The organism is Cupriavidus sp. SK-3, from assembly GCF_000611145.1.
Taxonomy (GTDB): Bacteria; Pseudomonadota; Gammaproteobacteria; order Burkholderiales; family Burkholderiaceae; genus Cupriavidus.
Window position 1 is genome coordinate 708 of record NZ_JFJV02000075.1, and the last position, 9,486, is coordinate 10,193.

A 9,486-nucleotide genomic window follows, 5' to 3' on the forward strand; every position below is an offset into this window, starting at 1 on the left:
GCATGCCAGCCCTCCCCGCCAAACACTACGCTGCCGAATTGCAGCGGCGACTGCGCAGCCTGCTCGGCCACGAGCAGATCGTCACGCAAGCTTACGGGCGTCACCTGCCGATCAAACGTCTGGACGACGAGGAGCCGACGGTGGTGTCTCGGCTGACCGAGCTCGGCCGCAATCGTTATGGCGCTGCCTTTCGCACTCATAGTGGGCGTTGGGAGCCGTTGCCAGGCGCAGGCTCGCTCGACTAGATGGCCCAGTTGGTCGTCACGCGCTCCTGGAGCCGTACCTACAGGCTGATAACTATTAAATCTATTTACGGGACGTTGTACTAGCTCTTCCAAGCACATTTTCGGGGCGAGCAGCGGGAATGATGTTGAAAAAGTGCTTTGGTTAGCACTATGCGAGTGCTCATAAGGCATGACGCGTCGTTTTTTTGACAGGGCATATCTTGTCGTCTGCGACATCTTATGGCTTGGCTCCTCACTGCCTCTGTTGGCATCTTGCATACGTACTATCACCTAATGCTGCGATGCGTCATTCCTTTTGCTATACTAGGGAAAACCCGATGAGGGTTATCCCTGAAAGGAAGAAAACCATGAACTCGCAATCCGATATCAAGATGACCGACCAACTCGAACGCGAACTGATTGAACGCGAACTCGGTCCCCGCAGCCCGGCCTTTATCGATGACGTGAAGAGCGCCATCGCCGCCGTGCAAGACGTGTTTGGCCGCCTGCAAAGCCAGGCTCGCAAGGCAAAGGTCGTTTTCGCGAACGGCTGATTGCCGAATTGCCAGAGCACCGACATCAAGAAGCGCGAATCAAGAGTAATTGCTGCTGTAGTGCACTGTAGTTAGCTATTGTTTGTTGTTGATGTATGTAGTCTTGGTTTGACGGCTGTACCACTGCCGCTCGCGCCGCGCCCCGGCGCGCGTTGAAAAGCGAGGGCAGGCACTACGTGAAACCGGCGTGGATGTTTCCACGCGGCAAGACCGGCCAACGCGTCGCTCCATGGAGCGCAACGCTTCTTGGCCGGTTTTTTTATTTGATACTCACCGGGCCGCGCTCACCGGCTTCCACTTTCGGCCGCCGCCTTCCGGGCAGACCAGTTTCCCCGCCTTGTGAGTTTGCCTAACAACGCTTGCCAGGCGTTTTCCTTTTGAAGCCGTGCGGGATGGCGTTATCGTGGAGGCCCCTGTCTTCTGCGGCACTCCGCGCTCGCCATGCTGTCGCCCCGGCTCGTCCTTTGCCTGCTGATCACCTATCTGGTTTGGGGCACGACCTATCTCGCAATCCGCTTCACGCTGGAGAGCTTCCCGCCGTTCCTGATGATGGGCTCGCGCTTTGTCTGCGCGGGCCTGCTGCTGGCGTTGTGGCTGCGGTATCGCGGTGCTGCCATGCCGACGCTGCGCCAGTTGCGCAATTGCGCCGTGCTGGCGGGCTTCCTGCTGGTCGGCGGCATGGGGCTGACTGCCGTGGCCGAGCAGACCATTTCCTCCGGAGCGACCACCGTGATGATCGGCGCGATGCCTATCTTTGGTTTGTTCTGGGGATTCTGCTTCGGCGGGCGGCCGCGCTGGTATGAGGGGCTGGCCATCGCGCTGGGCAGCCTGGGCATCCTGTTGCTGACCGGCGGCGCGGAATTCCGCGCGAGCGCCACCGGGGTTGTGGCATTGCTGACGGCCATTGCCAGCTGGTCATTCGGCTCGCAGATCGCCAGACACCTGGACCTGCCACGCGGCGCGGTGGCGTTTGCCGCGGAGATGCTGCTGGGTGGGGCCATCCTGCTGGCGATTTCCGCTGCGCTCGGCGAACCCTGGCCGCGCACCGTCAGCAGCCAGGCGTGGTGGGCCTGGGTTTATCTGGTGGTGGCGGGATCGCTGGTGGCGTTTTCCGCCTACATGTATCTGGTGGCGAACGTCTCGCCGACGATTTCCAGCAGCTATGTCTATGTCAACCCGCCAGTGGCCCTGGCGGTAGGCGCCTGGCTGGGCAGCGAGCAGATCGCGCCTCAGACCCTGGGTGCGGTGGCGCTGATCCTGGGGGCGCTTGCGGTGCTTAGCCTTGGTACCTGGCGCGGCGCGCGGGCGGTCGCGGCGACGTGACTTCCGGAGGCCGCCGGAGGCAACAGGCGGGGCGGCGGCTCAGGATTCGGATTGTTCTTCGATCCACATCGACAGGCGTGCCTTGTAGGCCTGCTGGATATGCCGGCGCGTGATTTGCTCGGCGAGCGCTGGATCGCGCTGTTCCAGGGCTTCCACCAGTGCGATGTGGTCTTCGTAGGAAACCTGCGCGCGTCCCGGCAGCGCCAGCGTGGTGCGGCCCAGCAGCGCCATCGACTCGTGCAGGGAGCGTAGCGTCTTGAGCAGGTAGCGGTTGTGCGCGCAACGGTGCAGGGTTTCGTGGAAGAGCCGGTTGTTGGCGGCGAGCTTGTCGGGCTGGTCGGCGATGGCGAGGTCGCGCTGGACGATATCACGCAGCAGCGAGATTTCCACATCGGTGGCGTGACGCGCGGCGAGCGCGGCGGCGGTGCCTTCCAGCACTTCGCGCATGACGTAGAGCTCGCTGACCATGCTGGCGTCGAGTCGCGTCACCATCATGCCGCGGTTGGGCTCGTTGACGACGAGGCCTTCGGACTCCAGGCGCGATAGCGCTTCGCGCACCGGCGTGCGCGACAGTCCCAGCGTGGCCGCCAGCTCCACTTCGCGCAGGCGGGTGCCGGAGGGCAGTTGCCCAGCCTGGATGGCGTTGCGCAGGTGCTGGTAGGCCCGCTCGGCGCGGGGCAGGGAATCATCGGGACCGGTGCCGGCAGCGCCGGCGAGATCTGCGGAAGTCATGGGAGACGGTCGAAACCGTGGTCGTTATGTGTTGTTGTCGTAATGGCGCAAGGCACGGCAGCCGGGGAGGGTGGACAGCCGGCTGCCTGGTTGCCGTGATGATACCCGCTCCACGCCCGGCAACATCATGCCAGCAGTATGTCCGTCACCAGCCTGCTCAGAGCGGCGGGCATCGCCCGGCCATCGTGCGGAATGCTGCCAACGCTCAAGTGCCATGGCCCGTCGGCGAGTTGAACGGGTGGTACTGGTATAGCCAGGTTTCCGACAGCGGCTTCCCGTCCAGGCGCAGGAACAGGCGCAGGTCGACCGGCTCCTTGCCTTCGGCGGTGAGATCGAACTGGGCACGCCAGTGCCCGGCGACGCCACTGGGCACCGCTTCGGTAAATATATAGGAAAAGGTGCCGCGCGAACTGCTCAGTACCGCTTCCGGCTTGGTGCCGTAGGGCAGTTTCTCCAGCGGCGCCCCCTTGAACTCCACCATGAACTTGCGCACGCCTTGCGGGCGTGCCTGTCCGGGCTGCCCGCCGTTGCCCAGCCGGGTAGCCACGCAACGCGCAAGCGGGGTGGGATAAGGCTCGTCGGCCAGCCAGTGCAGCCGGTAGCGCAAGCGGAAGCTGCTGCCGGCCTTGGCTTGCGCCTTGGGCACCCACATCGCGACGATGTTGTCGTGGATCTCGTCGTCGGTGGGAATCTCGATCAGTTGCACCGTGCCAACACCCCAGCCGTCGCGCGGCTCGACCCACAGGCTGGGCCGCCGCTCGTAATGGACGCCATCCTGGTAGTGATCGAAGTTGCGATCGCGCTGCAGCAGGCCGAAGCCGCGCGGATTGTCATCGCCAAAGCTCGACGCCATGGTGCGTGGCGGGTTGTTGAGCGGGCGCCAGATATGTTCACCGGCCCCGTTCCAGATCGCCAGGCCGTCGGAATCGTGCACTTCCGGGCGCCAGTCCACGGCGGTGCCCTTGCTGGCTTCCGAGAACCAGCACATCGACGTCAGCGGCGTCAGGCCCAGGCGCGCCACATCCTTGCGCAGGAACAGCGCGCAATCGATATCCATCAGCACGCCTTTGCCGCGCTGCATGACGAAGCGGTACGCGCCGGCCACGCTGGGGCCATCGAGCAGGGCATAGACCGTGACGCTGTCGCCGTTGCCCGCGGGCGTCTCGAAATAGAAATGCGTGAAGCTCGGAAACTCCTCCGGCTTGCCGGTCTCGGCCACGTCGATGGCAATGCCGCGCGCGGACAGGCCGTACTGGTAAAGCTCGCCGATGGCACGGAAATACGAGGCCCCAAGGAAGGCCGCCCAGTCGTTCTTCTTCCAGTCGAGTTTCTTCTGGTCAGCCAGGCGGCTTTCCTGGAGGCGGAAGCCGGCAAAGCCGCTGCCGCGCGCCAGCTTGTGCGCCGGGCTGTCGGCCGGCATGTCGAAATACGACTCGTCATACACGATCTCGCGCGCCGCCGGCGCGCCCTTGGCGCTGTCAATCACGTGCATGCGCACCGGCTGGCGGAAGAAGGTGCCCAGGTGGAAGAAGGTCACCGGGAACTGGCCGGGCCCGTCCGCGAACAGCGCGTCATCGGTCCTGAAGCGAATCTTGCCGTGCGCCTCGTAGTCGATCCTGGCGAGGATGTCGGCCGGCGCCGTGGCGGGGGGCGCATAAGCCCGGCCAGCCAGGGTGCGGGCTTGCTCAATCAGGGTGTCGAAGCTGAAGGGGCGGGTGTCGCCCAGCTTGATCTTGCCGGCCGCCAGCACGGATGGTGTGATGCCGAGGGCCGCCAGGGCAGCGGAAGCGGTCGCGGAAACGAGCAGGGTGCGGCGATTCATCATCGAAGGCAGGGATCCTTGGCGCAACACGCCGGTATGGGGGCAGAACTCTGAATGACGCTTGGGGTGAAGGAAAGTTCGGAAAAGGGTGATTGAAAGTGCTGTAAATGGCGTTTTTTGGGGCTTAAACGGCCACCGAGGTCCCGCGCAGCGTAGATGGCCGTGCCACACGTGTCAGGGGTGCCGCCGGGCAAGATTGAGGTTGTACTCTTTTTCTGTGGGATATAGTATGTGATATATCAATGGATGTACCCACAAAACCACTGGGAGACAACTGATGAAAGTGTGTATCTATGGTGCCGGCGCCATCGGCGGCTATATCGGCGTTCAGCTTGCCCTGGCGGGCGCCGAAGTCAGCCTGGTCGCACGCGGCCCCCACCTCGCCGCGATGAAGGCCAACGGCCTGCGCTTGCTGTGCGACGGCGAGGAGCGGGTGGCCAGGGTCAACTGCACCGACGACCCCGCCCGGCTGGGGCCGCAGGATTACGTCTTCATCACCTTGAAGGCGCATTCCGTGCCGGGCGTGGTGGACCTGATGCAGCCCTTGCTCGGGCCGAAGACGGCCATCGTGACTGGCGTGAACGGCATTCCCTACTGGTACTTCCATCAGCATGGCGGCCCGCTGGCCGGTACCACGCTGGAAAGCGTGGACCCGGGCGGGCGCCAGTGGCGCGGCCTGGGTCCCGAGCGTGCGATCGGCTGCGTGCTGTATCCCGCCGCGGAGATTGCCGAGCCCGGCGTCATTCGCCATGTCTACGGCAAGAAGTTCCCGCTCGGCGAGCCCGACGGCAGCAAGTCGGCGCGCGTCAGCCACCTGAGTGAAATGATGGTGGCCGCCGGGCTGGACGCGCCTATCCGCGACAATATCCGCGACGAGATCTGGCTTAAGCTGTGGGGCAACCTGTGCTTCAATCCGATCAGCGCGCTTACGCACGCCACGCTGGATATCATCACTTCCGATCCCGCCACCCGCGGGCTGTCGCGGGCGATGATGCTGGAAGCCCAGGCCATTGCCGAGCGCTTCGGTGTGCATTTCCGCGTCGATGTGGAGCGCCGCATCGACGGCGCCGGCGCGGTGGGTGCGCACAAGACTTCCATGCTGCAGGATCTGGAAGCGGGGCGCGCGATGGAGATCGACCCCTTGCTGACCGTGGTTCAGGAAATGGGGCGGCTGGTGCGGCAGCCCACGCCGATGGTGGACACGGTGCTGGGCCTGATCAAGCAGCGCGAAAGGATGGCGCAGGCGGCTTGAGCGGGATTGCCGGGCAGGCATTCCGGTAGGACATGGCCGCGCCGGCCTACTACGGCGGCGCACCATGTGATATACCATATACGTAAAACCGCCGTCCCCGGCAGCCGATTTATGTCAATTGTGCATTTTGCTATGCATTCGACTCATGTGATGGCTGCTTTTGGTAAGCTAGGCGGCAAGCTGCCGGCCACTGCCCTGTGCGCCGAGGCGCTGGTATCAACAAGAGCCCATACATGTCTGTGCAAAGCCCATCCGCCGTTCAGCCAGCTGGACTGACCCTGTCCCTGCAACCCATCAATGCCGGCGCCAGCCTGCGCGACCAGGCGTACGCCATGCTGCGCCAGGCCATTGCCGACGCCGATATCTATCAGTCGACCGAGGAAATCCGGCTGGACGAGCGTGTCCTGAGCGAAGCGCTAGGCGTGAGCCGCACCCCCATCCGCGAAGCCATGACGCTCCTGGAGCAGGAGGGGTTCCTGCGCACGGTGCCGCGGCGCGGCATCTACATCATGCGCAAGACCAAGCGCGAGATCGTGGAAATGATCCAGGTGTGGGCGGCGCTGGAGAGCATGGCCGCGCGCCTTGCTACCTTGCATGCCAGCGACGCGGAGATCGCGCAGTTGCGCCATATGTTCGACAGCTTCCGCGATGCGACGCCGGCCGAGCATATCGAGGAGTACTCCGACGCCAATATCGCCTTCCACCAGGCGATCGTGCAGTTGTCGAAGTCGCAGATCATCATGGACTCGATCAAGAATATCTTTGTCCATGTGCGCGCGATACGGAAGATGACGATCTCGCAGAGTGATCGCGCCTCGCGTTCCATCGTCGATCACTTGCGGATCATCGAGGCGCTGGAGAAGCGCGATACCGAGCTGGCGGAGAAGCTGGTGCGCCAGCATTCGCTGGACCTCGCCGATTATGTCGAGAAGCACTGCGATTTCCTCGATTGAGCAGGAAGCGTCCCGCACGCTATGGGCTGCTATGGGCTGCCATGGCAATAAGAAAAACGGCGGATTCTGTCCGCCGTTTTTTCATTGACAACGCGACAACGCAAATGTGCTACGCGCCCATCGCCTCCACCATGGTCTTGCCCAGTTCGGCCGGCGAGCGCGCTACCTGGATGCCGGCGTCGCGCATGGCGTCGATCTTGGCCTCGGCGGTCCCCATGCCGCCGGAGATGATGGCCCCCGCATGCCCCATGCGCCGGCCCGGCGGGGCGGTGGTGCCGGCGATAAACCCCACCACGGGTTTGGCCTGCCCGCCGCTGCGCGCATCGCGCAGGAACTGCGCGGCTTCTTCCTCGGCAGAGCCGCCGATTTCGCCGATCATGATGATGCCTTCTGTGTCGTCGTCAGCCAGGAACATCTCCAGGCAATCGATAAAGTTGGTGCCGTTGACCGGATCGCCGCCGATACCGATGCAGGTGCTCTGCCCGAGCCCTGCGGCCGTGGTTTGCGCCACCGCTTCATAGGTCAGCGTGCCGGAACGGGACACCACGCCGATCTTGCCGGGGCGATGGATATGGCCCGGCATGATGCCGATCTTGCATTGTCCCGGCGTGATCACGCCCGGGCAATTTGGCCCGACCAGACGGCTGCCCGACCCGGATAGCGCACGCTTGACCCGCACCATGTCGATCACCGGGATACCTTCGGTAATGCACACGATCAGGCCGATGCCCGCGTCCACGGCTTCCACGATGGCGTCGGCCGCGAAGGGCGGGGGCACGTAGATGACGGAGGCGTCGGCGCCCGTGCGCTCCACCGCGGCGGCTATGGTGTCGAACACCGGGAGCCCGAGATGCGTCTCGCCGCCCTTGCCGGGGGTGACGCCGCCGACCATGCGTGTGCCGTAGGCCAGCGCCTGTTCAGAGTGGAAGGTACCTTGCGCGCCGGTGAAGCCCTGGCAGATTACCTTGGTGTCTTGATGGATCAGTACGGCCATGTCATTTCCCTCCCTTATCGCCGTTATTGCCAGCTTGCACGCGCGCTTGCACTGCCTTGACCACTTTCTGCGCGGCGTCGGCAAGGTGATCGGCCGACAGGATCGGCAATCCGGAGTCGCGCAGGATGGCCTTGCCGAGTTCCACGTTGGTGCCTTCCAGTCGGACCACCAGCGGGACCGTCAGGTCGATCTCGCGCGCGGCGGCCACCACGCCTTCGGCGATCACGTCGCAGCGCATGATGCCGCCGAAGATATTGACCAGGATGCCCTTGACCTTGGGATCGTCGAGGATCAGGCGGAAGGCCGCCGTCACACGTTCCCTGGTGGCGCCGCCGCCCACGTCGAGGAAGTTGGCCGGCTCCCCGCCGTAGAGCTTGATGATGTCCATGGTGGCCATGGCCAGCCCGGCGCCGTTGACCATGCAGCCGATGCTGCCGTCGAGCTTGACGTAGTTCAGCCCATGGCGGGCCGCCGCGGATTCGGCGGGATCTTCCTCGGTTTCGTCGCGCAAGGCTTCGATATCCGGATGGCGGTACAGCGCGTTGTCGTCGAAGTTGAACTTGGCGTCGAGCGCGATCACGTCGCCAGCGCGCGTCACCACCAGCGGGTTGATTTCGACCACCGAGGCGTCCAGCTCGGTAAAGGCACGGTAGGCCGAGAGGATAAAGCGCGAAGCCGCGCCGACCTGTTTGCCGGTCAGCCCCAGGCCAAAGGCCAGGCGGCGCGCGTGGAAGGGCTGGATGCCGCTGGCCGGGTCGATCGCTACCTTCAGGATCTTCTCCGGCGTGCGGGCCGCGACTTCCTCGATTTCCATGCCACCTTCGGTGGAGGCCATCAGCGTGATGCGGGAGGTGGCGCGGTCGATCAGCATGCCCAGGTAAAGCTCGCGGGCAATCTCGCAGCCTTCTTCTACATATAGGCGGCGCACTTCGCGGCCGGCTTCTCCGGTCTGCCTGGTGACCAGCACTTTGCCGAGCATCTGTTCGGCCTGCGTACGCACGGCATCGACTGACTTCACCACGCGCACGCCGCCTTTGCCGCCCGGATCGCCGGCAAAGCGGCCGGCGCCGCGGCCGCCGGCATGGATCTGGGACTTAACCACCCAGACCGATCCGCCGATCTTGCGCGCCGCGCTGGCGGCTTCCTCCGGGGTAAACGCAACGGCCCCGCGCGGCACGGCCACGTCGAAGCGCCTGAGCAATTCCTTGGCCTGATATTCGTGAATGTTCACAAGTCTCCTCGCTCTTGGTGATGCGCGTGCCGGCGAGCCGCGAAACCGGATGGTCCGGCAAGACGCGCTGTGAAATATGGTATGTAATATATCAACGTTAAACAAGCGGATTTTCCACGAAGAGGAGGCCAGGGCCGTGGCACTCATCAGCTGTGCGCAAACGGAATGAATCGACACGTATTCAGCAATTGTGCTTATTTGTCCCCTATCTTGCGCCGATTTGCTGCATCGCGTCGTCGAAACTCCTGGGCAAGCATCCAAATTTCCCTTGAGCTTCGTTGATATATCACATACCGTATGTCATCAAGATCCTTCGAAATGGATCGATGGCGTCGCAGGGCCGGTGACATGCAGGGTAGGCACTGGCCAGGCAGCAAAGCAGCAAAGCAGCAAAGCAGCAA

Annotated in this window: 9 protein-coding genes; 5 read left to right on the forward strand and 4 right to left on the reverse strand. The window is 63.8% G+C overall.

Going from position 1 to position 9,486, the window contains the following annotated elements; translation table 11 throughout:
* The 3 genes from CF70_RS36505 to yedA all read left to right on the forward strand — a co-directional run.
* Positions 1-245, forward strand: a 245-nt coding sequence (locus CF70_RS36505; RefSeq protein ID WP_081862070.1) for a hypothetical protein, incomplete at its 5' end; no start/stop codon positions are given.
* 347 nt (positions 246-592) lie between these two features.
* Positions 593-778 (forward strand): hypothetical protein, encoded by a 186-nt coding sequence (locus tag CF70_RS07665; protein ID WP_035862703.1) that lies wholly within the window; start codon positions 593-595, stop codon positions 776-778.
* Between the two features lie 444 nt (positions 779-1,222).
* On the forward strand, positions 1,223-2,101 hold the full coding sequence (gene yedA, locus CF70_RS07670) for a drug/metabolite exporter YedA (RefSeq protein WP_035862900.1): 879 nt from the start codon (positions 1,223-1,225) through the stop codon (positions 2,099-2,101).
* A gap of 39 nt (positions 2,102-2,140) precedes the next feature.
* On the opposite strand, the gene CF70_RS07675 is transcribed toward yedA, so the two are convergent.
* Together CF70_RS07675 and CF70_RS07680 are read right to left on the reverse strand one after the other, a co-directional pair.
* Positions 2,141-2,833 (reverse strand): GntR family transcriptional regulator, encoded by a 693-nt coding sequence (locus CF70_RS07675; protein ID WP_035862706.1) that lies wholly within the window; start codon positions 2,831-2,833, stop codon positions 2,141-2,143.
* 205 nt (positions 2,834-3,038) lie between these two features.
* Positions 3,039-4,658: a glucan biosynthesis protein gene (locus CF70_RS07680; protein ID WP_035862709.1), complete on the reverse strand. Its 1,620-nt coding sequence runs from the start codon at positions 4,656-4,658 to the stop codon at positions 3,039-3,041.
* Between the two features lie 274 nt (positions 4,659-4,932).
* Between CF70_RS07680 and CF70_RS07685 the strand changes: the two genes are divergently transcribed.
* Both CF70_RS07685 and CF70_RS07690 read left to right on the forward strand, forming a co-directional pair.
* Positions 4,933-5,907: a 2-dehydropantoate 2-reductase gene (locus tag CF70_RS07685; protein WP_035862712.1), complete on the forward strand. Its 975-nt coding sequence runs from the start codon at positions 4,933-4,935 to the stop codon at positions 5,905-5,907.
* Positions 5,908-6,140: 233 nt separating this feature from the next.
* Complete coding sequence (locus tag CF70_RS07690) at positions 6,141-6,860, forward strand: GntR family transcriptional regulator (protein ID WP_035862714.1); 720 nt, start codon at positions 6,141-6,143, stop codon at positions 6,858-6,860.
* Between the two features lie 109 nt (positions 6,861-6,969).
* On the opposite strand, the gene sucD is transcribed toward CF70_RS07690, so the two are convergent.
* Both sucD and sucC read right to left on the reverse strand, forming a co-directional pair.
* Positions 6,970-7,854: a succinate--CoA ligase subunit alpha gene (sucD, locus tag CF70_RS07695; RefSeq protein WP_035862716.1), complete on the reverse strand. Its 885-nt coding sequence runs from the start codon at positions 7,852-7,854 to the stop codon at positions 6,970-6,972.
* A gap of 1 nt (position 7,855) precedes the next feature.
* Positions 7,856-9,085 (reverse strand): ADP-forming succinate--CoA ligase subunit beta, encoded by a 1,230-nt coding sequence (gene sucC / locus CF70_RS07700; protein WP_035862719.1) that lies wholly within the window; start codon positions 9,083-9,085, stop codon positions 7,856-7,858.
* Positions 9,086-9,486 lie beyond the last annotated feature (401 nt).